This window comes from Pontibacter pamirensis, assembly GCF_010015475.1.
Classification (GTDB): domain Bacteria; phylum Bacteroidota; class Bacteroidia; order Cytophagales; family Hymenobacteraceae; genus Pontibacter; species Pontibacter pamirensis.
In genome coordinates, this window is record NZ_SSNI01000022.1 from 87,513 (window position 1) to 108,544 (window position 21,032).

22 protein-coding genes are annotated in these 21,032 nt (G+C 43.7%); 3 read left to right on the forward strand and 19 right to left on the reverse strand.

Features of this window, described 5'->3' with window-relative positions; genetic code table 11:
• Positions 1-6 precede the first annotated feature (6 nt).
• The 5 genes from E1919_RS17665 to E1919_RS17685 all read right to left on the reverse strand — a co-directional run bounded on the left by E1919_RS17665 (position 7) and on the right by E1919_RS17685 (position 5,462).
• Positions 7-1,443, reverse strand: a complete 1,437-nt coding sequence (locus tag E1919_RS17665; protein ID WP_162054738.1) for a phage tail sheath family protein — start codon at positions 1,441-1,443, stop codon at positions 7-9.
• A gap of 30 nt (positions 1,444-1,473) precedes the next feature.
• Entirely contained in the window at positions 1,474-2,745 is a 1,272-nt protein-coding gene (locus E1919_RS17670; RefSeq protein WP_162054739.1) for a hypothetical protein, read from the reverse strand.
• A gap of 11 nt (positions 2,746-2,756) precedes the next feature.
• Positions 2,757-3,338, reverse strand: a complete 582-nt coding sequence (locus tag E1919_RS17675) for a Pvc16 family protein (protein WP_162054740.1) — start codon at positions 3,336-3,338, stop codon at positions 2,757-2,759.
• A 388-nt stretch (positions 3,339-3,726) separates the two neighbouring features.
• The gene (locus E1919_RS17680) at positions 3,727-5,001 is read right to left on the reverse strand and encodes a Y-family DNA polymerase (protein ID WP_162054741.1); all 1,275 of its coding nucleotides are present in this window, start codon (positions 4,999-5,001) and stop codon (positions 3,727-3,729) included.
• The gene (locus tag E1919_RS17685) at positions 4,998-5,462 is read right to left on the reverse strand and encodes a LexA family protein (RefSeq protein ID WP_162054742.1); all 465 of its coding nucleotides are present in this window, start codon (positions 5,460-5,462) and stop codon (positions 4,998-5,000) included. The genes E1919_RS17680 and E1919_RS17685 overlap by 4 nt, the downstream gene beginning before the upstream one ends.
• A gap of 218 nt (positions 5,463-5,680) precedes the next feature.
• On the opposite strand from E1919_RS17685, the gene E1919_RS17690 reads away from it, so the two are divergent.
• On the forward strand, positions 5,681-6,040 hold the full coding sequence (locus tag E1919_RS17690) for a hypothetical protein (RefSeq protein WP_162054743.1): 360 nt from the start codon (positions 5,681-5,683) through the stop codon (positions 6,038-6,040).
• Between the two features lie 362 nt (positions 6,041-6,402).
• Here the strand turns inward: E1919_RS17690 and E1919_RS17695 are convergent, their stop codons facing one another.
• The 5 genes from E1919_RS17695 to E1919_RS17715 all read right to left on the reverse strand — a co-directional run bounded on the left by E1919_RS17695 (position 6,403) and on the right by E1919_RS17715 (position 10,151).
• Positions 6,403-7,062 carry an SOS response-associated peptidase gene (locus E1919_RS17695; protein ID WP_162054744.1) on the reverse strand — a complete coding sequence of 220 codons (660 nt, stop codon included), beginning with the start codon at positions 7,060-7,062 and terminating at the stop codon, positions 6,403-6,405.
• A gap of 13 nt (positions 7,063-7,075) precedes the next feature.
• Positions 7,076-7,921 (reverse strand): agmatine deiminase family protein, encoded by an 846-nt coding sequence (locus E1919_RS17700; protein WP_162054745.1) that lies wholly within the window; start codon positions 7,919-7,921, stop codon positions 7,076-7,078.
• Positions 7,922-8,182: 261 nt separating this feature from the next.
• Positions 8,183-8,662 carry a hypothetical protein gene (locus E1919_RS27375; protein WP_202915937.1) on the reverse strand — a complete coding sequence of 160 codons (480 nt, stop codon included), beginning with the start codon at positions 8,660-8,662 and terminating at the stop codon, positions 8,183-8,185.
• Positions 8,663-9,039: 377 nt separating this feature from the next.
• On the reverse strand, positions 9,040-9,849 hold the full coding sequence (locus tag E1919_RS17710) for an IS3 family transposase (RefSeq protein WP_237144584.1): 810 nt from the start codon (positions 9,847-9,849) through the stop codon (positions 9,040-9,042).
• A gap of 17 nt (positions 9,850-9,866) precedes the next feature.
• Positions 9,867-10,151 (reverse strand): transposase, encoded by a 285-nt coding sequence (locus tag E1919_RS17715; RefSeq protein ID WP_162054746.1) that lies wholly within the window; start codon positions 10,149-10,151, stop codon positions 9,867-9,869.
• A gap of 38 nt (positions 10,152-10,189) precedes the next feature.
• Here E1919_RS17715 and E1919_RS17720 point away from each other — a divergent pair, with 38 nt between their 5' ends.
• Entirely contained in the window at positions 10,190-11,032 is an 843-nt protein-coding gene (locus E1919_RS17720) for a PD-(D/E)XK nuclease family protein (protein ID WP_162054747.1), read from the forward strand.
• Between the two features lie 288 nt (positions 11,033-11,320).
• Here E1919_RS17720 and E1919_RS17725 read toward each other — a convergent pair whose 3' ends face one another.
• Positions 11,321-11,740 carry a DUF6884 domain-containing protein gene (locus E1919_RS17725; RefSeq protein WP_162054748.1) on the reverse strand — a complete coding sequence of 140 codons (420 nt, stop codon included), beginning with the start codon at positions 11,738-11,740 and terminating at the stop codon, positions 11,321-11,323.
• A 7-nt stretch (positions 11,741-11,747) separates the two neighbouring features.
• Entirely contained in the window at positions 11,748-12,338 is a 591-nt protein-coding gene (locus E1919_RS17730) for a GIY-YIG nuclease family protein (RefSeq protein WP_162054749.1), read from the reverse strand.
• Positions 12,339-12,557: 219 nt separating this feature from the next.
• Here E1919_RS17730 and E1919_RS17735 point away from each other — a divergent pair, with 219 nt between their 5' ends.
• Positions 12,558-13,001: a PH domain-containing protein gene (locus E1919_RS17735; protein WP_162054750.1), complete on the forward strand. Its 444-nt coding sequence runs from the start codon at positions 12,558-12,560 to the stop codon at positions 12,999-13,001.
• Between the two features lie 72 nt (positions 13,002-13,073).
• On the opposite strand, the gene E1919_RS17740 is transcribed toward E1919_RS17735, so the two are convergent.
• The 7 genes from E1919_RS17740 to E1919_RS17770 all read right to left on the reverse strand — a co-directional run bounded on the left by E1919_RS17740 (position 13,074) and on the right by E1919_RS17770 (position 20,920).
• Positions 13,074-13,439 carry an HIT family protein gene (locus E1919_RS17740; RefSeq protein ID WP_162054751.1) on the reverse strand — a complete coding sequence of 122 codons (366 nt, stop codon included), beginning with the start codon at positions 13,437-13,439 and terminating at the stop codon, positions 13,074-13,076.
• A gap of 2 nt (positions 13,440-13,441) precedes the next feature.
• Positions 13,442-14,461, reverse strand: coding sequence for an HNH endonuclease domain-containing protein (locus E1919_RS17745; protein WP_162054752.1), 1,020 nt, complete (start codon positions 14,459-14,461; stop codon positions 13,442-13,444).
• A 37-nt stretch (positions 14,462-14,498) separates the two neighbouring features.
• Positions 14,499-15,473, reverse strand: a complete 975-nt coding sequence (locus E1919_RS17750) for a hypothetical protein (protein ID WP_162054753.1) — start codon at positions 15,471-15,473, stop codon at positions 14,499-14,501.
• A 337-nt stretch (positions 15,474-15,810) separates the two neighbouring features.
• Positions 15,811-16,599, reverse strand: coding sequence for an HNH endonuclease family protein (locus E1919_RS17755; RefSeq protein ID WP_162054754.1), 789 nt, complete (start codon positions 16,597-16,599; stop codon positions 15,811-15,813).
• On the reverse strand, positions 16,583-18,175 hold the full coding sequence (locus tag E1919_RS17760) for an AAA family ATPase (RefSeq protein WP_162054755.1): 1,593 nt from the start codon (positions 18,173-18,175) through the stop codon (positions 16,583-16,585). Before E1919_RS17760 ends, E1919_RS17755 begins: the two co-directional genes overlap by 17 nt.
• Positions 18,141-19,550 (reverse strand): restriction endonuclease subunit S, encoded by a 1,410-nt coding sequence (locus tag E1919_RS17765; protein WP_162054756.1) that lies wholly within the window; start codon positions 19,548-19,550, stop codon positions 18,141-18,143. The genes E1919_RS17760 and E1919_RS17765 overlap by 35 nt, the downstream gene beginning before the upstream one ends.
• The gene (locus E1919_RS17770) at positions 19,547-20,920 is read right to left on the reverse strand and encodes a class I SAM-dependent DNA methyltransferase (protein ID WP_162054757.1); all 1,374 of its coding nucleotides are present in this window, start codon (positions 20,918-20,920) and stop codon (positions 19,547-19,549) included. Before E1919_RS17770 ends, E1919_RS17765 begins: the two co-directional genes overlap by 4 nt.
• Between the last annotated feature and the right edge of the window lie 112 nt (positions 20,921-21,032).

Genomic DNA, 21,032 nt, shown 5'->3' on the forward strand with positions numbered 1-21,032 from the left:
TGAAGGCTAAGACTCCTGCAGCATCTTGTGCATAAAGCGCAGGATGATGAACTCAGCAGGGCGAACCACTGCCAGTCCGATTTCCACAATCATGCGGCCTTCCCATATGTCCACTTCGGTCATGGTTTCACCCAGACCTACTTTCACAAAGTAGGCTTCGCGGGTGGTGGTGCCCATTAAGGCGCCGGCTTTCCATTGCTGTGTGAGGTAATTCTCGATCATGGATTTGACCCTGACCCAGGTGCCCCGGTCGTTGGGCTCAAACACGAACTGCTCTGTGGCGTTTTTGGTAGACTCTTCCACCATGTTAAAAAACCGCCTGACGGAGATGTAGCGCCACTCATTGTCGTTGCCAGCCAACGTGCGGGCACCCCAGATAATGGCTGGACCCCTACCCGGGAAAGACCGGATCACGTTGACAGATTTTCCGGCTAGAGGGTCTACGTTCAGGTTTTCCTGCTGGGCCCGCGTAATGAGCAGCTCGGGGCGGACTACATAATCCATGTTGACGTTGGCAGGGGCCTTCCATACGCCTCGGGAGTTATCGACCTGGGCATAAATACCTACCACTGCCGATGAGGCAGGCAATAACATTTCCATGTCGTTGATGGCACCCTTTGCCATGTTGTAGTAGGCATTGTTATTTTCTTTAAGTTCGGTCAAATTCGTGCCCAGGTCTCCGGCTCCCAAGCTCACGATCGTGACGTTCTCGTCCAGCGGTGCTCCTGTTTCAGGATCTGCATAGTAAAAATCTACACGTGAAAAAATTCGGGGAAAGTATACCGCCGCATACTTCAGCTCCTCGGTGGTGCCGGCCAGTGTATTTCTCAAAAAGGTGATATCTCCCTGCCAGTTGTCCGCATTATCGGGGCTGCGGTAAACATCCAGCACAACAAACCTGTCCTTCAACTTGGTACATTGCCTGATCGCTGCTGTGTAGAGGGCATAGTAGGTACCACCATCGGCCATGTTCAAGGCATCAGGAAAAAGTAGTAGTGTTACCTCGTTTACTTTTTCTACCTCATCCAGTCCGGGGCGGAGGTCGGCTTCCAGAATCACACCGCCTGAACTTACGTAATCCCCCACCGAAACAATGTAGCAGGACCCGCCTCCGTTTATGAAAAACATCTGCAAAGAGTAGTACATCAGGAAGTTTGACCGCAGCTCAGGAATTATCTTTCCGCGTATTTCTGTGTTGCCAGGCTGCGAGGCATCTATAGTTACCTCAATGCCGGTTTCCGGTTGGGCAAAGCCAAAGTAGCGCTCGTAGTCCAGCATAGATTCAATGCGCCAGGGCTTGTTCCGCAGGTCGTTGTCTTCTTTCCGTTTTGCTTTTTGTGTGTAGCCTATAAATGCCGGAATGGCAGTCTCTACCGAGGCGATGGAAGGAGGAAGTTTCGGTATCTCCTCTATGTAAACCCCAGGGGTTTTGTATTCAGCCATAGTTTTTGTTTTTTATAAGTCAGATTATCATCATGCTTCAGCTATCAGGTCTTTGATTTTGGAGAGGTATATATCGGAGTAAACAAGGCCGTTAGGTTCAATTCGAAGGGTATTGCCGGATGGGTTGGGTAAGAAAATTTTTGGAGCAGCAGCAGTTTCATCTTTGAATTCGACTGGGGTAGAAAGCATTGGGATTGGATGGATAGAGCGAAGGGCGCCGTTTTCCGCAGAAAGGTAGGGACTGGTTTTGGGAGTAACGGTAAAGCTTTTTCCCTGCTCCGATTTATAACGCCAATAGGTGATTCTGCTCTTGAGCCGCACCTCGAAGACGGGGTGAGGTACTTTGAGCTTACCTGTGTGGGTAAAAATGCTGAAATCAGAGCCAGAGCTACTATTTTGAATTACGATTGCCCCAAAGTTCCGGGTATTGTAAAGCTCATTATGGAGGTACAGTTTTCTTTTATCCTGGTAGCCATTGTCACCGCTTACCTCCAGGTCATAAAATCCGTTGGCTGTTTCCTGGGGAGGAGAGGAACTGTTGGTGCGGAAATCGAGGTATACGTTTTCTAGCTTTCCGGCACCGGCTATGGCGATTGTTTTGATGGTGTTGGCGTTTTGCTTTAAGGTAAAGCTCGCCTGGGTCACGTTTTTGTTTTTATCGAACGCGTAGCGGAACTGCATCGGCAGTAGTAATCTGTCGCTTTCGTTAGCCACGTCCTGTGAGTTAATTTTTCTCCAATCTGTATTCTGATTGCTATTGGTGCGCACAATGGCTTCCCGAATGTCAGCACCTGATCTGGCCAGTTCTCCCATCTCATAGAAGGTGCCAGACTTGAAGGGCGCTACCGGCTCCGATAGAGAAGGGGAGGTTTTGGTGCCGCCAGGGTCGGCATTCGAGAAAAGATATTGTGCCGGTACAACAGGCTGAAGCCGGATATTGGTGAAATTGATGATGTATGGGTTTCGGATCCGGAGTTCAAATGAAAATAAAAGCTCCTGGTGCTGCGGAATAAAAGGAGTAAAATCAGGGCCACCGGCATTAATCCGGATACCTGCAAAAAAGCCTGTCTTTTGGGGCACGAAACGGATGTGGTAGTCTCTGAATAGTTTCTTACAATCCTCAGATGGTAAAATGCTGATGTCCTGGTTGATGTCGTACTGCTTGTGGAACATCCTGTTTTGGAGGATGCTTTTTCGCTCAGCTTCAGGCAACGCAAAATAGGGGAAGGCCGTATCTTCCGACAGGTAGTATTCGTGTAATACCCTCACCTCAAAAAGTTTTTTGTAATAGATGCCGTCCATGGCAAAAAGAGTTATAAAGTACTCTGTAGGCTATTTTGTATCTCTTCTATTAAAGGAGTCTCCCGGAAAATTTTCTGGTCCTGCAGCATCACAAGGCGTCCTTTGTACATAACAAATGGCATCTGTTTACCTCCCAACGTACCCCACAGGTGATTTATCTGCTCAAAAGACATGGTATAGAGATCCATCGTAAGGGAAAGTTCCAGTTCATCAGGGGCAGGGGTGGGAGGGAGCGAGGTGCCGTTGCCGATCTCGAAGGTTTTCCTGCTTTGAAAAAATCGGATAACAGCCGATAACCTGGTTAAAGCCTTATCATAGGACTTCAGGTAGTTTGCAGAAAAAAGTAGGTAAAGGTTTAGAAAAACAGGTGAGTGAAGGTATTGGGTGGTGGTTGGCAGGGGGTGATAATAGCGGTTGTTCTTCAGAGTGGCTTCTTCTTCTATATTTACAAGTGTTAGCACAATCTTCTCATGCAAGGCATCCTGGTCAGCGGCCTCATTCAGGGCGATATTCCCTAACACGACCTCCGGCGGATCTTCCGGAATATACAGGTTCAGCTGCGTGATGATTAAGTTCAATGCCTTGTCGATCATAAAGGAAGATAAGATTGAACAACGCGTATGTGTGCATTAAAGGAAGAGCCTGTCTTCCTTCTAACTATAGTATCTTTGAAATACTAAACGTTGGTGTAGTGCTCCAAGAGGTAAAGAGCGGTTCAGGTATTAGAATGCTATATTTGTTTATTTAATATTTAAATACTCAATTTTTAAAGCAAAGTTTCGGAATATGTCTTTTATTATAAATAATTTAACTACTTGGAAATAATTTACATGTAATTCTAGTTAAGTTCATCAATTAAAAGAGTAGTACACCTGCTTTTCTACCTCCTGAGAGTTCACCTGACTTGCTAAAGGGATAGGCTTTTGTGCTTGTTTGGCGACTTCTTTGACTTCTTCTAATATAGATTAAGTGATTTGGTCTTTATTTTACATATACTGTCTGTATCTCGCTCAAGCGGGTTGTGTAGCAGGGGGATTTCATGTCGCTGCGGAGCAGCCAAGCCTTGTCCACTCCCTGTGTTGCTACGCTCACCTTGCCTCTCCCGAACCTGTCTGTCAGGCCGTCTATCACCTCCATCAGCTTCGCGTGCTTTTTCCTGTTTACCGTATCCAATAGGTCCAGCTGCACCTGGTTCTCCGGCACAACGTCCGTCACGATTACGCCGGATTTCTTGTACCAGTAGCCGTCGCGGTAGATGGCCTTCAGGGCGATGTTGGCGTAATGGATGAGCTCGATGTCAGAGTTAGTGGCCACGGGCAGGCAGATGGTCTTGCTGCCGTAGTACTGGCTGTCACGCTCCGAGAACCTATTGGTGTTCACAAACACGGTAATCAGCCGGGCGCAGCTTTTCTGCTGCCGCAGCTTCTTGGCACATTTGGCCGCGTACGTTGCTGTTGCCTCCTGTACCTCTTCAAAGTTGTTGAGCTTCTTTCCGAAGCTTCGGGAGGTGCAGATGCCTTTCTTTGGCGGCGCCACTTCTTCCAACTCTAAACATGATTCACCCCGCAGCTCTTTTAGCAGCCGCACGCCCACCACCGTCATGTGCTGCCTCACCCAGTTCTCCGACAGCTGCGTGAAGTCATAGGCTGTATTTATATTTCGCTTCTTCAGGAACTTTGCGTACTGCCCGCCGATGCCCCATACATCCTCTATACTGGTTGCTTCTAGAGCTTTCTGGATGTGGTAAGGGTCTGTCAATACCAACACGCCGTTTGCCTTTTTGGATTTCTTGGCCAGCTTGTTTGCCATCTTTGCCAATGCCTTCGTCGGGGCCACTCCCAGGCTCACCGGAATACCCGTCCACTGGTGCACCGTTTCCTTTATCTCCCGGGCATAGGCGTTCAGGTCTTTGCTGTAGAAGTCGCCCAGATCCAAGAAGCACTCGTCAATGGAGTAGACCTCTATGTTAGGTGTGAACCGCGACAGGCATTGCATCACCCTGTCTGACATGTCGCCGTAGAGCACGTAGTTGGAGGAGAAGGCGTGCACGTGCCTGTTGTCTACTAAGTTCCTAATCTTAAAGAGCGGCTCGCCCATCTGAATGCCCAATGCCTTTGCCTCGTTGCTGCGGGCAATCACGCAGCCGTCGTTGTTGCTCAGTACCACCACCGGCTTCCCGTTCAGGGCCGGGTTGAAAACCCGCTCGCAGGAGGCGTAAAAGTTGTTGCAGTCGCACAGGGCGAAAAGAGTCGTCATAGCTTCACCGGCTTATGCAGTATCCACACCACCACGCCCCACACGCGCATGTCCATCTCCTCTGTCACTTCAATAGGTTTGTAGGCAGGGTTGGCCGGCATCAGGAAGGCTTTCCCTTCTATAAGTTTAAAGGTCTTGACAGTGAACTCCCCGTCCAGGAAGCACACCACCGGCACGCCCTCCGCAGGTTTCAGTGATTTGTCTATTACCAGGATGTCTCCTTCATGGATGTTGGCGTCCACCATGGAGTTGCCTTTCACGCGCATCATGTAGGTGGAGGTGGGGTTCTGCACCAGGTACTTTCCAATGTCGATGCGGTCCTCCAGGTAGTCATCGGCAGGAGAAGGAAAGCCTGCCGAAATGTAGGAAGCCAGTAAGGGTATCTCAATGCGCTCCAGGTACTCGAATACCAGGGGCTCCAGCAGTTGCGGGGAAAGAGGGATGACTTTTGCGCTGCACATATAAACCAACTTCTTTAAGTATTGCTAATAATGTTAGCAAATACGTAAACAAGAATAACAAAAGCTAAATATATTAGTTATATTTATTAACACCCGCCATAATTTGTAGAGAAAAACAAGAAAGCTTCAGCCATAATCCACTGTGTTTGATACAGAAACCTAAACAGATACGGCATTAAGATCTTACCTTCAGGCATCCCTTACTTTCATGCATTCCTATGAACTTTGACTTCTACCTGGGCGGCTACTTCCGTGACCACAGCTATCGCTTGGTGCTGGACAACGATGTGCTGCGTATTTCTGATTATGTAGGCTTGCCCATGCCAGAACATGAGATGATAGTTTCTGTAGATGACAATAAGGCCTGGAACGAGCTGGTGGGGTTTCTGGAATCCTGTGACTGGAAGAAAAGGAATGACTCCGAGGTGTTGGATGGAACGCAGTGGGAGTTGATAGCAAAGGGCAAAGGAAGCAAGATTAGCTCCTTCGGCTCTAATGCCTATCCAACTGATTTTGATGTGTTCCTGGCGTTGCTGAACAGCGTTGTGAATGCAGTGGGTGTAAAGATAACCAAGTGAAGATGCCGGCTAATCCCAAAGCCCAAAGCTCTCGAACGCTAGCGTTTCTTTCTTGCACCTTGGGCAGTGCCAGTGTTCCTTATGCTGCAGGTAGTCGTCAGTAGCCAAGCATGGCTGATCTTCAGCTTTGCTTTCCTTTGCGTCCTCTACATAGAATTTGACCTTCCTGCGGCATGTAGGGCACTTTGAGATGCTTTTGCAAATGTCTCTGCCGATGACTATGCCACAGGTATCGCAGTATGCGGGCTCTGTTCTAATTCCGTTCGTAAAATAACCGAAGCCTATTCCCTGTAGGATTTCTTCTGACTCCAAACCACACGGACACACGGCTTGTATGATATTTCCCATGGTTGATTTGCTTATCAGAGAGAATTGATCACCTCCGGAACGTTGTTAAGCGGTGAGTTCACCAAAGGTGACACAGGATAAGCCTTCATCTTATTTGCAGCATAGGGCTTCAGCAGCGAAAGCAAATCATCCTGCGACTCATGCGCATCCAGCCACAGCTCCTCTGCCTCCGGCGATAGTATCACCGGCATGCGGTCGTGGATCGGCTTCACCAGTTCATTGGCCTCGGTAGTGATAATGGTGTAGGTGTGCAGAATCTCACCGGATGATTTGTCCAGCCACTCATCCCACAGCCCGGCAAAGGAGAACGTGTTCTCATCCTGCAACAGTATCCGGTGTGGTACCTTTCCCTGCGGCGTGACCTGCCATTCAAAGAAGCCGTCGGCAGGCACCAGGCACCGCTTTGACTTAAGCAGGTTACGGAAGGAGGGCTTCTCTGTGAGCGTTTCTGCCCTGGCGTTGATAGAGCGCTTCACCGCCTTTGCATCCCTCGCCCAGAACGGCTGCAGACCCCAGGAAAAGAATTGGATGGTGTGCGGCTGGGTGTTTGTCACCACTGGTAGTTGCTGAGAAGGGGCCGCATTGAAATGCGCTTCTTTTAGGGCTTTGGCCAGCAGCTTCGCCGCCTTTGATTCGCCCTTTGCCTTCGGAATTACTGAGTATCTGCCGCACATATTGATTGCTTAATTATTCTAGTATTGTCCAAGTTGTACAGTTCATAAGTCCTCCGTGGAGTCCTACCTCATTGAAGTTTATCGTTTCTATAATTCGGCTTGGGTAGATCTGTTTAAATAAATCATACACTTTATCATCGTGATTTCCTTCTGCCTGAAAAACGGGAATAACAATCAGATTACCCACTTCTAAGAAATTTACATAGCACCCAACAGCATTGTCTTTGTGCTTTCTGTCTTTATGCTCAAAGAATGGTACATCAATATAATCCAAGCCATGCTGTTTGAGGACTTTGCTTATCCCGCTTTTCCAGTACTTGTATTCCTGCTCCCGGTCGTTACCGAGTAGGGTATTTCGGTCTAAAAACCGGACAAGCCCGTCTGCATGGCCTGTCATGTCTGATTTTATCTGTGGAATGACAATCACTTCAACACCTAACAGTTCTTCGATTTCAGAAATCAGCTTCGTTTTGCTGGTATAGTCTGTGTTTTCACTGAACACCCTATCTGTGATGATGGCCCTGTCAGCCCAGTTTACAACATTACCGCCATCCAGGTTGATGTTTGAGAACCTGGCTTTGAGGTTGTTCGCCTTACAGACCTCTCTTGGCACAGACTGTATATGCAGGTCGTCTTCCAGGTAAGATGGCTCATATCGAAACTGCACCAACTCTCCTTTATTAATTTGAAGGGGCATATAGTCCCGACACCAGATATCCTTTGTCCCTTGTATTTGTTTGTGTGAAATACCGTGTTTGTCCAGTATACGGGTTAGCGCCTGGCTGGCGTCGCTGAATCTCTCATCTGTGTGGAGTAATGCCGAGGTATATACAGTATTTGTCTGATTGCCAGTTATCATTTTGTAATGTTTAAATGCGAACAGAAGGTTAATCAAAGCTGTTGAAAGGACAGTAGTTCTATTGAACTCTGTGTTTTCAGCCTCACTGAACTTATCCTTTTAAATAGGATTCTTGCCTGCTGACTCTACAGATTGTGTTGCCCGCTGGAAGTTAGAAGAAAGTCGTTTTGAGTAGTTAGTATCGTGTCTGGCTCTAATCCTGATAGTATTAACGGTGTTTTTGTTTAGTTAGATTACCATTAAATAGTCGGAGCTTTCGAATTAATATTCGGCTTCCTCTGCGCTTTCCTCTTCCATCAGATAAGTATCTTCCTCCTCAGTCATATAGCTTTCATCCTCTTCATTTATGTAGGATTCTTCTTCCTCTGCTTCATCAACATAGTTGTCTGTGTAGCAGCTACCTCCTTCTCCTGTTATCGTTACAGTATAATGATAGCCTCTATCGCTTGTAAAGCTGGCATAGCCGTTACTAATGTCTGTAGAGCTGAAATGGGAATCATCAAGCCAGCCACCACTTGGCCAGTGTATTGTTGTTAGTTCATTTCCTTCTATTTCGACTTCTAAGGTGTAGGTCGAACTGGTGCCAGTGTTAGGGTTGTAATAATCTACTTCCGCACAATAAGTGCCATCTGAATACTCATCCTCTGTAACTAGTTCATGGTCAGAAGAAGCGTAATTCGAATCACCATCGCAGCCAGTAACTAGCACCAGTATCAAAGCTAAGGGTATAAGTGTTTTCATTTTCATATAATATAGTTATAGTGGTTTTGCAACAGTACACAAAGAATACTTTTTATATTCTTGGGTTCAATAGCACAATAATAATTAAATATTACTAATATTATATATTAATTTGTAGCTTAAATCATACAAGTTTTAGATATGGATAACAAACCTAATCTCTTCAAATTCGCTACAAGCGAGTTGAGTCAAGACGCCTTTATCCGTTGGTTACTTGCCTGGGCTGACCCTTCTTTTAAAAACCAAGATTCGCAACTATATGAGACGGGGCAAAAACTTGTAAGAACTTTGCTGAGTTTGAGTTCTAACAAAGAGTATAGTACTCCCTCTTTGTAGGACCACCAGGCACTGTTTCTAAGTTGATTGGCCATTCTGAATTAGGCAGCCTGTTGTTTGTACACCTCTACCGGAACACACCTCCCGATTCCCTGATGGTGCTTCTCATGGTTGTAGAAACTGAAGAAGCTCTTCACTCCCTGATACAATTCCCATCCATCCTTTGCCGGGTTTAGGTAGACATAATCCCGCTTGAGCGTCCGCCACAGCCGCTCGATGTAAATATTGTCCAGCGCTCTGCCTTTGCCATCCATGCTGATGCGGATGCCTTCCTCCTTCAGGTGTCCCACCCACTCTTTGCAGGTGAACTGGCTGCCCTGGTCGGAGTTAACTATGGCAGGCTTGCCATGGCGGGCAATCGCCTCCCGCAGCACCGATAGGCTTGCATCGGCCTCCAGGCTGTTGGACAGGCCCCAGCCGACCACATAGCGGCTATACACATCGATGACGGCCGTCAGGTACATAAACCCCTTCTCCAGCGCAATGTAGGTAATGTCCACCTCCCAGACCTGGTTTGGGTGCGCTATCTCCAGGCCCCGCAGCAGGTAAGGGTGAATATACTCAGCCTGGCCCAGCCGGCTCAGGTTTATTTTGGGGTAGATGGCCTCCAGGCCCATGAGCCTCAGGAGCCTTCTGACCCGCTTGTGATTCACCCCATACCCTTCATCCCGCAAGTAATCCTGCATCTGAAGCACCCCGTGCGTGGGCTTGTCCAGGTAACGCTCGTCCATCAGGCGCATGATCGCCAGGTTCTCCTCACTCTCCTGAGCCGGCGCGTAGTAGAGGCCGCTGCGGTGGATGCCCAGCAAGTCACACTGGCAGCGGACGCTGAGCTCGCCCGTCGGCTCCACCAGCTTTCTCAGCTCTGTTAGAGACCGAGCCTCCCTAAGCTTTTTTTTAAGAACTCTTTCTCCAACTCCAGCCTGCCGATGCGGGCATAGAGCGTCTCGGTGTCAGGCTCCTGTGAAGGCCCCTTCTCCTTTTCAAAGACAAGAGAAGAGTTCTCCACAAACTCCTGCTTCCATTTGCTGATCATGTTCGGGTGCACCTCGAAGCGTTTGGACAGCTCCGCCAGGCTCTCCCGCTCTTTGAGAGCCTCCAGGGCTACCTTGGCCTTGAAGGCCGCGCTGAATTTCCTTCTTTTCCCTTTCATTGTTCCACTAAGTTAAATGTTATACCTCAATTAAAATAGTGGACCTAAATCTGGGGAGTATTATAGAGAAACCAGAAGTTATAGAAAGTGTAAAGCTTGACAAGCTCGGTAAAATCGATGTTCTCTGTATTGTTAATCAGAGATATGCAATCCTAATAGAAGATAAAACAAACACGAAAAACCATTCAGATCAATTAGCAAGATATTATCAGAATCTGCAAACAAAATACTCTGAAGAGCTTATACATCCCATTTACTTCAAGACAGGTGATCAGGCTTGCTATAAAGGTGTGAAGGGTTACGGATATAGCGTCTTTCTAAGAAAAGACTTTTTAGAAGTCCTGAACTACGGAGCCGAATTAGGTATTATCAACGATATTTTCCACAGCTTTAGAGACTACTTGCAGCACATTGAAGATAAGGTTACTAGCTATTTAACTACTCCTTATGATAAGTGGGGTTGGTATCAATGGATTGGCTTTTACAAAGAGCTACAAAAGCAGCTAGGGGAAGGACACTGGGAATATGTTCCTCAGATAAACGGAGGGTTCCTTGGTTTCTGGTGGGAATGGCAAACAAGAAACCTTGATGGTATTCAATTCAGATCATACCTTCAATTGGAAGAAAAGAAATTCTGCTTTAAAATAATACCATCAGGAAAGAAGAATGCAGCTAAGGAAAGAGACTTCTATAGAGGAATTCTCTTTAAAAAAGCAAAAGAGCAAGGCATCGATATTAGAAAGAACGGCAGAGTTGGCGCTAGTATGACTGTTGCTGCGTTTAATGGGAAACATGTGGTAGTGGATGAAAATAAGATACTCAATCTGGAGAAGACTATTGAGAAGCTTAAGAAAATAGAGGACCTAGTAGGGCAATTATAATTTGCTTAAAGGGTATTTGATAGTAACTCTTAGTTCTTTTCTAGTGTTTTAGGTCCTTGTTTATAGGGTATAGAAGATTCATCTTAACACATACTTAATAACTGCCAAGGTGCATTTTGAAGCATCAATTAAAAAGATTGGCGACGATAGGTAAAAGCCTTGGGTGGATTAGTCTTACATGGGACAAATATTATAGCTTCTATCTATAATAAGGTAGAAGCCAATGGCAGAAAGGTAGAGGCAAACAAGGAAATAAAGCTGTATCTGTGAGAATGTCCCCAGCTTCTCCTACTTTTTATTTTCCCCTAACCAACTCAGCTGCTCTCCAATTCCCATATTAGCTAGAGGCGCCTCAACAGTATATCCTAATTGGGAAAGCCTACCAGCTAGAAACTCTCTGTAGCGGGCTCCAGCTAGAAAAACAACATGATCTCCTACAGTTGTGTTGGATAAAATTGACTTCATTACGTTATCCGCCCATTCAAGCCGCTCTTTTTTACGCATAGCGTTCAATGTCTTTTCATAGGGCTCTATGAGTGCATCTGGTCTTACCAATCCATACTGCGCAGAAAGAATGAACCATGCATCAGCGCGCTTCTCTGTATAAGCCCTGGCTTTCTTAAACCAACTGGAGATATAGAGGTCTGCAGCAGCAGCTTTGCTAGCTTTCTTTACACTGACACAGGAAATTAAATATACAATAGCCATGGCAGTTCTAAGAAACAATAGGAAGAGAACGAGCTGTCTCTTTTGCCTGCTGCCTAATTTTTGATAGCGTTCTGTGGAACGGATGATGTTGGTTTTGATCCAGGTTTAGGGGTAGCGGTATGCTCTTTATTAACTCTTCTTCCGGCTCCCATGGAGCAGGGTGTTCACACCAAGCGATGAATGCGTTCTGGTCCATCCATTCTGACAATGTTTCTTCTCCTTTAGAAAAAGTTAAGCGCTTGCCACTGCCGACTCTCCTCAACTGAATATTAAGTTCGGAACTAAGCAGGCAACCGAGAGTAAGCCGAAGTGTTGAGCCTTCTGCATTACCTTTAAAGTGGTAGCGCACGCGGTGCTGGACTGTTTGGCTACTAGGCTTTGCACCATTCAATGGAGGTGCTTTGGGAGATATACCTACATAAAGTAGCGTGTATTCATTATAGCGAATACAGTTTTCTGTAGGTACACCCGGAGGAACTTCTTTAAAGTACCAAGCATAAATTCCTGGTGCTTTTGGGATGGGACATAGCTTTTCTAAAATTTCTCTGCGAGACCAAAGCTGCGGTTGGCGAAATAACTGCTCTTCTACTTTATTCATCTATTTTTAACTGTTATTTAGCTTTTAAAAATGATTTAGTCTCTTCCCTGGTATACTTTGTTTGCACATTTAACCAGACTTCCAATGATGAGCTAATACTTGAATATATAAAGTATGTAATATATATTGCTAATCATATTTATACCTTTTGTAAATCTGGTGACGCTTCTGCAAACTTTAATAGTAGCATTTACTAAACAATTATATACTAAAAACTAGATGGAACAGGAACAGCTTTTTGAAAACGAACAGATTATCACTCAATCGTCCGAGGGGGTAGTTACATTAACTACACACAGAATAAGATATGCAACTTCCGGTTGGGGACATGCTCAAATTACTTCTATGATGTTAGAAAGCATTAGCTCAATCCAGTCACATTTCAAAAGTGTGCCTTTGCTTATAATATTGGGAGCAACCGCATTTATTGCAGGGATTTTTTTGGGTGCAAATAATGAGGGTGGAGGGGCAGTTGCTAGTTTTGCAGTAGGGGCCATGCTGATAATACTATATTTTGCTTCAAGAAAGCATGTAGTGACTGTATCATCTAAGGGAGGTGCAGCATTTTCTTTCTTAGCTAAAGGAATGGACCAATACGAAATAACAAGATTTATTGATCAGGTAGAGGAAGCAAAGCATAACCGCCGTGTATCGGTGCTTTAAACTATACCAGGTCTAGAAATTCAAAAACAGGAAATCCACCTACGGTACGATAGGTGGATTTCCTGTTTTTATTTAATAGTATCCTTTCCCCTCAATGCAATGCCTTATACCTCCTCTTGGGTCTGTCATGTCTCCCTTGTAGCGTGGTATAAGGTGGCAATGGAAATGCATAACAGTTTGGCCTGCTACTTCGCCACAGTTCATTCCGATGTTATACCCATCTGGGTTGAAATCTTTCTCAATTAACTTTTTACAAATCTCTATAACCTGTGCAAGATGAGCTCTTTCTTCATTTGTCAGGTCGAAGTAATCTGCCCTTAGCTGGTTAGAGACTATGAGAGAATGGCCATCAGATACAGGGTACTTGTCTCGGATGATGAAGAACATCTGGTCCTTGTAAATTATTCGGTCCTCTGGAATCTCAAGAAAAACACTCATGGTTAAAATGTAGATTGTAATTCAATTATAAGTTTCCGAGTGTGTATAGAGGCCTGTAAGGAAAGGTTGTAGTGGTATTCCAGAAATTGCCTCCGTTTCTCAGCGGTGCTGCCCGTCTGGTTGACAATCGTCTCTGACAGAGGATGCTTGCTTTCGATAAAGAATTCATTTCTGTTATACAGCCTTTGGAGGTATTTGATTTCAGGAACCCTTGCACTCTTCTCCCTATTTACGCTGCTGTCTGCCAATACTAGATTCCACACGCCGTTTATGTTTGCTGGAAAGTGGAGCTGCTTGTTTATATGTGGCAGGAAATGGTCCACATCACATATAGTAGGAGAGAGGCTATTCACAGAAATGTCCTGGAAGCTATAGAAACATTTTCCTTTTTGATAACCGTTTAACGAATCTCGCACAGAGGTAATGTCTATCCTTCGCATGATGTTGTTCTCAACAAAGAAGATGTCTTTGTCTGTATCGTACTGTACTTCCAGCAGGTTAGGATTAATGTCCAGGTTCCAAGCTGTCTCTACCAGCTTCCAACGAGCTTCTGTTTCTTGCCCGAAGTTCTGGAAGTGGAAGGACTCTTTCAGTTTTAGCAGGCTATCTGTGATGACAATTTCTTTTTTGCCGTTTTTGTAGTTCTTCTGATAAAAGGGATTGGGTATAGTGTCTCGGTTTACTACCTGAAATGCATCTACGACATGTTTGAAGCCAAGCTTCTCTGTTTGGATTAGCAGTTCGTCTTTCTCAATCTCATGATTTATGAAGCTTCTGCACTTATCCAGAAACGTACTGGATGTTGAGTTGCCTTGCTTGTCATTTTGCTTTAGATGGTCTACTACATGCCTTGAAAATGGCTCAGCAAGTTCAGATAGTGAAACCGTAGTCTTTTCCTTTTCAACCATCTCAAGAAGAGCTTTGGCAAAAGCGAACTTATAAGTTGCAGTGTTCTTTCCAAAAAGGATGATGGCTCTCCATTGAGACTCTAGTGAGGGGTCGTTTACCTGGAACTTAACCATCGTGGTTGAAGAATTTTTAATGATGAAATTAGAATTCCTACTGTACTCGTTTTTTGTATTTTCTTATGTTCGTGATCATATAAACAGGCACTTTTCTATCGTCGGCTCCAAACTCACCTTTGATGGTAAAAAGTGCTGTCGATTTATGGCTTGGGTTGATATTGCCGCCTGCTATCTGAGCTGCAAAAGTTTTGTGTGCTTCAGCTGGGCCGCCATAATTTTTACAATGATAGTCTCTGTAGCCTGGAGGCATAGACTGAAGGTCGTACTTATAGATGTCCTTGATTATACTCGATTTTATGCCGGTTCGCTTTGGCACAAGAACACTTTCCAAAACTGATGCTTCAGCCAAAGCCTCTTCTAGCCAATCGTCAGTGTACTGCAAAGGAGAAAACACATTTGTGTGGTAAGGTTTAAAAAAAGGCTGTGCAAAGGCAATTTCTAATTTGGTCGCAAATCTTTCGGTTTGGTAGTGAAAGAGCTCATGCCTGTACACAGCGTAAAGATAAACTGCCAGATACTGTTTTGAAGTGATAGAATAAGGTATATTCTTCTGTAAGAACTTAGCTCTTTCTCTTATAAGCTCAGGATATAGATATATGCCCCAGGGCGTTTTAGTGCTGTTGTAAAATGCATGCATTGGTAAATAGCAGCCAAAGGCATCTCGACCAAACTCGGCTACAAGGTTTGCAAGACCATCCGTTTCATCTTTATTAACACTAATACCAAAGTTAAAGCCTAACGACGACGTTGTATCTTCTGTTATGTAAGCTATATCTGAATTGCTGAGCTGCTCGAATATTGAATAAATGTCGACCTGCCTAATTTCAAGCCCATCAAAGCTTTCTAATGGAAACAGAGTTGGTTCCTGTTCGTGTAACTCCTCTAGTACGTCATCTAGAAAATGATACACATCACTTGCGCCATATAAGGCAGAAGGAACATGCGTTTCTAGAAAATCCATCTCTTCTCTGAAGGTTTTAGTAGATTTTATTTTAGTATTTGTTGCCATCTTTCAGGTACATTATTGTTCCACTTTATGGTAGCTGTAGTAGAGCCTTATTGGTTGTTAGATTTGATTTTTTGTAAAAAAAATTTGCATACTGTAGGAAAAGTTCTTTTACTCTAATTTATAAAAAAAGTATATGTATATATCAAAGCAAGAATATGTGCAATAAACCTGTTGTGGTTTATGTGATTATTATACAATAACAAAATTTATAAAATTAGTCATGTCATTTGTTTCACGCCACTAAGTGCATTGTGTCAAGGTGATAATCTTACACTACTTGTAGTTATCTAAGGATTGGTATTAATATTTATTAGTACTTTTTAATAGTATAACTACTTTAAATTTTAGCTAAGTGGGTTTTAAAATTACATTTAAACATACTACTATATTCAGACCATTCTGACACGCAAGTTTCTAAAAGATCTAGAAACCTTTTTCTTGCTTCAGGGGCTTTGATAGAATCTGCTGTTATTTCTACTATATTTTCTAAAGCTCTTAAACGTGCCAATGATTCAAGTCTATCTTCATTCAACTCCTCTCTATCCAGTCCAAGATATTTTATAGTAATAGTTCCTTTGGCTGTAGAAGATTCTGGTATTGCTCCATGAAAAGATATATGATCTTCCGGATTGATGTTCCCTCCTGGATCAATAAAACTCGGATCCTCTAAAGCTATATCTCTCAATAAGGGATTTGCTCTATTAAGATTATCTTCAAGAGGAAAATAATTAAGCTTATTACGACCATTACAAATCTGGCAAGACAAATACAGATTTGACCACTCATAAGCCAGCCAAAAGTATCCTGGATACTCTAAGTTTGAATTTTCATCCTGCTTATATGCAGCTTTAGGTCTAAAGTGTTCTACATCTCCATAAGATATATGGGTTATTTTTGCTTCACAAAAGCAACATTTATGACTTTGTATATGCTTAAGAAGTTCTTTAACAGTATCATGGGCATAAATGTCCGAAGAGAATTCAAACTTTGATCTTGTAGAGTTGTTAGTTAAATGAAAACCCGCAGAAGCACCTTCATATAAAGCACTATTCGCATTTCTTTCAGCTACTCCTTCATTCAATAATACAGCAGGAGTTTTATAATTTCCTTTATCTATTTTTATCATTCTTCAATGAATCTGCTGTTTGTTTGATAAAAGCCATAGCCTCTAATTCATCTATTGTTTCGCCTGTAGGTAAATAACCTATTTCGTTTTCATAACTTTTTAAAAGCTTTTTATCCTCCTCATTAAGGTTTCCTTTTCTTATTATTTCTAACCTCTTCTTCATTAGATCATCAATTTCAGGAGGACGTGTACTATCAAAATCGAAGTACTCGCTTGCTAATACTTGATCTATCCGCCAATTGTGAATTTTTAAATCATCGGAGACAACTTCTATTTTTCCACTCTCATACTTTTTATACAAAAAAATGTCTGCATTTTCCGCGGCTTGAACAATCAAAGGGCTATGAGTTGCGACTATGATGTGGCTATTGTCATCATTTAAATTAAACTGTTCAAGTAGTCTAACATATTCTCTTTGCCACCGAGGGTTTAGATGAGTATCAGGTTCATCTAAGAGGAAAAGACAGTCATCTTGGCCAGTAATTAGGATTAGCCCAAGGACAGTAATCAATTGTCTTTCTCCTTCACTCAGCTCAGTAAAATCATAAGAAATACCTTCTATTTTAGATTCTACCTTAAGGTTGATAGACGAAATAACGTCAATTAAAGACAAGGTTTCAAAGGCATCAAAAAAGCTAATTGGATGACCAAACTCTTCATAGATTTTTAAAGCGGCATCTTCTTTATTTATGGAGTTGAATTCTAAAAATTCTTTTTCTGTCTTTGAATCTTCTGCGTCTGTTACACCATATGTCGGCGGCGAAAAACTATAATCATAAAAGAACCTTAAAATTTTATTTGCTTTACCCTTTGCACCCCAGAAGGGGTATTGGGCTTTTTGCTTTCCTATAAGGTTTTCTTCAAGTTGTAGTACACCATGTTTTTTATGAACAGAATCGCCCAGCTTGTACCACTTAGGTTGTTGTAACTTTAAGTCAAATTCATAAAGCTTTTCGAAGCTTGTATAATTTTCAATCAATTCTTTGATCCTTTCTTGGAACTTCTTGCTTTTATCTTGCCCACGGTATAAAAGCAATGTTAGGAGTACCATTTGCGCATGATGATTATCTGCAAAAAATAGCCTTCTAAAATTTTTATCAAGTCCTTTGTTACCTTTTAAGTCATCCCACACCTTTTTCTCAAAAGGTTCTATGATTTCCTTTATTCTCTTGTTCTCGCCGGAATAGTAGCCTATTATATACTTAGGGAGAAGATTTTCGCTTTTAAGTTTTTTGAAATCTGAAAAGGGGAGCTCCTGTAACTCATTTATAGAACTTAATTTTTTGATCCATACTTTGAAGGTGCTTTCCTTACATTCTATTCGTACTTCATGATTTTTACATAAGTAATGGATATCATATTCAAAATGATTTAACTCGTAGGCCCAGTTTTCAAAATCATCTTGATTATCTAGTAAATCTAAGTCTCTAAAAATTAGCGCTAGTACCTCGATAAGATTAGATTTTCCTAATCCATTTTGCCCTACAAGCAGAGAGATAAGGCTATTGGCCTTGAAGTTTACTGTAAGGTTTTCAATGTTTTTATACTTTGAAATCCAGAGGCTTTTGATCTTCATGCTTAAATGTCTTACTTATGTTCTTCTTACCCTTACTAGGTTTTGATGTAGCGGCTTTTACAGCTTTTATCTTCTCCAGCAACAGGCTGGCGGGTTCATCATTGGGGTCTTGTGGCACCAGCTCGCCGCGGAAGGCTTTGGCTAAAAGGGCCTGCGGAAGCTTATCTATTTTTTCTTTTAATTTGATATAGTAGCCCTTAATGGCATCGGCTTTGGCAAACAGTGTTTCTACTCTTTTGACGATTTCTTTTTGTTCTGCGAGGGGAGGGATTGGAATTTCAAAGTTTCTGCACTGGGATAATGATATGTTCACCTGTCCAACCATGCCTCTTGTTTCCTTGTGGATGTCTCTAATTACAACACCTTCACAGAAGTAGAAGTATAAATACTTATTTAGTAAGTATTTTTTAGTTCTAAAGAGTGTAATTGCCTGATTATGATTCCACTCCTCATGTTCGTCAGGCAGTATGGCTATTTTACCGAGTGGAGGGCCAACGATATTCATCAATACATCTCCAGGAAAGGCAATTGACTTTTTTAGCTTTGATGAGTGGATGTCTGGCTTTACAAATTGAGGCTTGTAATTAAAGTCTATTTTCTGATTTACAATATTGTAAACCTTTAGAAATGGAACACCTGAGTCATCAAAACCATCAGGTTTAGGCGTTCCTCCACTTTGAACTTTTGAGCAACAGTCCTGTGCTTTCTCAAACTTCCAATCAGCCAACTCCTGGCTGTCTCGCCAATCCTCCGTCAGCTTGCCGGTAACGGCTTGGGTTAGGATGGATTGGCGGAAGCTTTTAAGAAGCTCCAGTATACGCTCCAGCCTTGCTTTCAGGGTATCAAGGTGCTGAAAGGCTTTATCCAGTTTTGCTACGATTCGCTTTTGCTCAGCAAAGGGAGGAAGAGGGAGTAGTAATTCTTCAACAGAACCTTTTCTAACAGAAGGCACAGCATTTCCAGCACTAAACTGAGCGAGTTCTTGTGTTAGAAGAAAGAAGTATAAAAACTTAGATTGTTCCTCCAAAATTGGAGATACTCCCATGACGTTATTGTCAACTAATGATGGCTCTGATAAAATAGCTCTCCTGTTCAACTTTAAAGCTTCACCAATTTTAGCAAACACAACGGTACCTTTGGGAAGCTTTCTGCCCTTAAGCTTTTTTAAATCTTGTTCGTCAATGTAGTTGTTAGCTTCTGTTAAAAATTGTTCACTTCTTAGATGAGCTTTTGAAATATCTCCAACCTTAAAAAAAGGTATATCCTTATCTAAACTCCCTTGATATGAATTAGGAAAACCTATTCCAGAAACTACCTCTGCAACATCTCTCAATTGTACATCAATCCAACCTTCAGGTAATTCTCTTTCTATCATCCCAACAATGCTATTATCTGGTTTAACTCTGCTTGTATAATTTTCAGCTCGTCGGCAGCTTCGCGGGCAATGTCTATAGGCTCCTCTGTGTGAGCGCTGCTGCTATAGTTATCGTCGGCAATCAGGCCAAGGTCCAGGGAGTCGTTCTTTTTAATAATCTCTTCGCGGGTGAGGCAGCTCCAGCGCTCGTCCTGCACCTCGGCCCGCTTTGCATGGTCTATGCTGCCGTCAAAAGCGTCTTTCACCTCGTTCAGCGGCACGCCTCCGGTATAGGCTGTTACAAAGTCGGAGAAGGCGGAGCGGGTAAAAGGCGTGCGCTTGCCGTAGCTTGGGGCGTTGGTGCGCATGTCGTAAAACCAAACTTTGTCGGTGTTGCCTGTCTCTGTTTGACCGCGCTCAAAAAACAGCACATTTGTCTTTACACCGGCCGCATAAAAAATGCCCGTTGGCAGGCGCAGGATGGTGTGCAGCTTACACTTGTCCATCAGGTCTTTGCGTATCTTACGGCCGTCGCCATCTTCAAACAGCACGTTATCAGGAAGCACCACAGCGGCTCTTGCACCACCGCGTTTGTGCAGCGAGCGGTAAATATGTTGCAAAAAGTTAAGCTGCTTGTTCCCTGATAGGTATACCAAGTCGTCGCGCGTAGGCCGCTCGCCGCCTTGCTTCGTGCCGAAAGGCGGGTTAGCTAGCACGCCATCAAAATTCTTAAAGTTCTTTCCTATTTCAGAAAGTGTGTCTCCCATCGCGATAGAACTTTCCAGGCCGTGCAACTTGGCGTTCATGAGGGCGAGGCGGTGGGCATCCTGCACAAGTTCGCAACCGCTAAATGCTTCATATACCTGGAACTGGCGTTGCTCGCTGTTCAGGTCGAAGTAGTTGTCAGTTTTGTCGCGCAGGTACTGGTCAGCAGCAATCATAAAGCCAAAAGTACCGGCGGCAGGGTCGTTCCAGCGCTCGCCCAATTTTGGGGAAATCAACTCTACCATCACGTTGATGAGTGGCCGGGGGGTAAAGTACTGGCCTGCGCCGCTTTTCTTCTCACCGGCGTTACGCTCCAGCAGCTCTTCATAAATAGTAGCAATCTTATCCTGCTCCACATCGTCATACCAGTCGATGGCGTCGATGCTCGTTACCAGCGTTTTCAAATTAACCGGTTTGCGCAGGGTAGTAGAAGCATTGGTATAAATTTCCTTTACCGCTGCATTGTCAGACTTGGTGCTGATAGTAGCCAGCAGCTCGCGGTAAGTGTCAAAGAGGTCTTTGTTATCGGTAATGCTTTTGAGCTTGCCCCAGCGGTATTCTTCCGGTATGGCCTCCTCAAAATCTTTTACTTCAGATAATCTCAGGAAAAGTAAGTAATGGGACAAATTTAGCTTGAAGTATGTTTTTTCTTAGCTATGGGAAAGATACGAACAATAGAGTTAAGTGCGGCACATCGCCAGGAGTTGGAGCAGGGTTACCGCTCAGGCAAGAGCCACG

Bases quoted from the DNA above. Each gene is read 5' to 3' on its own strand.
- E1919_RS17665 (WP_162054738.1), bottom strand. From the start codon at position 1,443: ATGGCTGAATACAAAACCCCTGGGGTTTACATAGAGGAGATACCGAAA.
- E1919_RS17670 (WP_162054739.1), bottom strand. From the start codon at position 2,745: ATGGACGGCATCTATTACAAAAAACTTTTTGAGGTGAGGGTATTACAC.
- E1919_RS17675 (WP_162054740.1), bottom strand. From the start codon at position 3,338: ATGATCGACAAGGCATTGAACTTAATCATCACGCAGCTGAACCTGTAT.
- E1919_RS17680 (WP_162054741.1), bottom strand. From the start codon at position 5,001: ATGACGACTCTTTTCGCCCTGTGCGACTGCAACAACTTTTACGCCTCC.
- E1919_RS17685 (WP_162054742.1), bottom strand. From the start codon at position 5,462: ATGTGCAGCGCAAAAGTCATCCCTCTTTCCCCGCAACTGCTGGAGCCC.
- E1919_RS17690 (WP_162054743.1), top strand. From the start codon at position 5,681: ATGAACTTTGACTTCTACCTGGGCGGCTACTTCCGTGACCACAGCTAT.
- E1919_RS17695 (WP_162054744.1), bottom strand. From the start codon at position 7,062: ATGTGCGGCAGATACTCAGTAATTCCGAAGGCAAAGGGCGAATCAAAG.
- E1919_RS17700 (WP_162054745.1), bottom strand. From the start codon at position 7,921: ATGATAACTGGCAATCAGACAAATACTGTATATACCTCGGCATTACTC.
- E1919_RS27375 (WP_202915937.1), bottom strand. From the start codon at position 8,662: ATGAAAACACTTATACCCTTAGCTTTGATACTGGTGCTAGTTACTGGC.
- E1919_RS17715 (WP_162054746.1), bottom strand. From the start codon at position 10,151: ATGAAAGGGAAAAGAAGGAAATTCAGCGCGGCCTTCAAGGCCAAGGTA.
- E1919_RS17725 (WP_162054748.1), bottom strand. From the start codon at position 11,740: ATGGCTATTGTATATTTAATTTCCTGTGTCAGTGTAAAGAAAGCTAGC.
- E1919_RS17730 (WP_162054749.1), bottom strand. From the start codon at position 12,338: ATGAATAAAGTAGAAGAGCAGTTATTTCGCCAACCGCAGCTTTGGTCT.
- E1919_RS17735 (WP_162054750.1), top strand. From the start codon at position 12,558: ATGGAACAGGAACAGCTTTTTGAAAACGAACAGATTATCACTCAATCG.
- E1919_RS17740 (WP_162054751.1), bottom strand. From the start codon at position 13,439: ATGAGTGTTTTTCTTGAGATTCCAGAGGACCGAATAATTTACAAGGAC.
- E1919_RS17745 (WP_162054752.1), bottom strand. From the start codon at position 14,461: ATGGTTAAGTTCCAGGTAAACGACCCCTCACTAGAGTCTCAATGGAGA.
- E1919_RS17750 (WP_162054753.1), bottom strand. From the start codon at position 15,473: ATGGCAACAAATACTAAAATAAAATCTACTAAAACCTTCAGAGAAGAG.
- E1919_RS17755 (WP_162054754.1), bottom strand. From the start codon at position 16,599: ATGATAAAAATAGATAAAGGAAATTATAAAACTCCTGCTGTATTATTG.
- E1919_RS17760 (WP_162054755.1), bottom strand. From the start codon at position 18,175: ATGAAGATCAAAAGCCTCTGGATTTCAAAGTATAAAAACATTGAAAAC.
- E1919_RS17765 (WP_162054756.1), bottom strand. From the start codon at position 19,550: ATGATAGAAAGAGAATTACCTGAAGGTTGGATTGATGTACAATTGAGA.